The 614-nt window shown below is 64.2% G+C and carries 1 protein-coding gene; it reads left to right on the top strand.

Features of this window, described 5'->3' with window-relative positions; genetic code table 11:
* Positions 1 to 559, top strand: a 559-nt coding sequence (locus tag EN935_RS39290) for an extracellular solute-binding protein (protein ID WP_127374416.1), incomplete at its 5' end; no start/stop codon positions are given.
* Positions 560 to 614 lie beyond the last annotated feature (55 nt).

Raw genomic sequence — 614 nt, 5'->3', positions numbered from 1 at the left:
GGTCAAGAAGGATCTGGTGCCGGCAGGTGCGCAGACCGACACCGGCGCCAACTTCTTCGCCGCCTTCGCCGCCGGCAATATCGGCATCTCGCCGTCCGGCGCCTTCGCCATCGGCGCGCTCAACACCCAGTATCCCGATATCGACTACGGCGTCACCTTCCTGCCGGGCAAGGATAGCGGCTGGTCGTCCTTTGCCGGCGGCGACAATTTCGTCGTCACCAAGGGCACCACGAAACTGCCCGTGGTGAAGGAGTTCCTCGATTTCGCCTATTCGCTCGAGGGCCAGACGATCCTCGCCAAATACGGCAGCCTGCCGGTGCGCGGCGACATCGCCAAGGACGCGCTGAAGGATCTCGATCCACGCTACCAGATCGCCGCCGAGGCAATGGCCAAGGGCCGCACGCCTTATTCGGTGGTGTTCAACGACCTGATCAACTCCGCCAACGGGCCGTGGACGCAGATGATCAACGAGGTCTTCTTCGGCGACGATGTCGACGGCGCGATCGCCAATGCGCAGGAGACGATGCAGTCGATCATCGACCAGGCGCCGCAGAAATAAGCGCCAACCCCACCTCCCCCTCGAGGGGAGGTCGGACCGCAGGTCCGGGTGGGGT

Origin of the sequence: Mesorhizobium sp. M7D.F.Ca.US.004.03.1.1, assembly GCF_003998635.1 — a bacterium.
Classification (GTDB): domain Bacteria; phylum Pseudomonadota; class Alphaproteobacteria; order Rhizobiales; family Rhizobiaceae; genus Mesorhizobium; species Mesorhizobium loti.
This window is presented reverse-complemented; position numbering and strand designations above follow the sequence as displayed.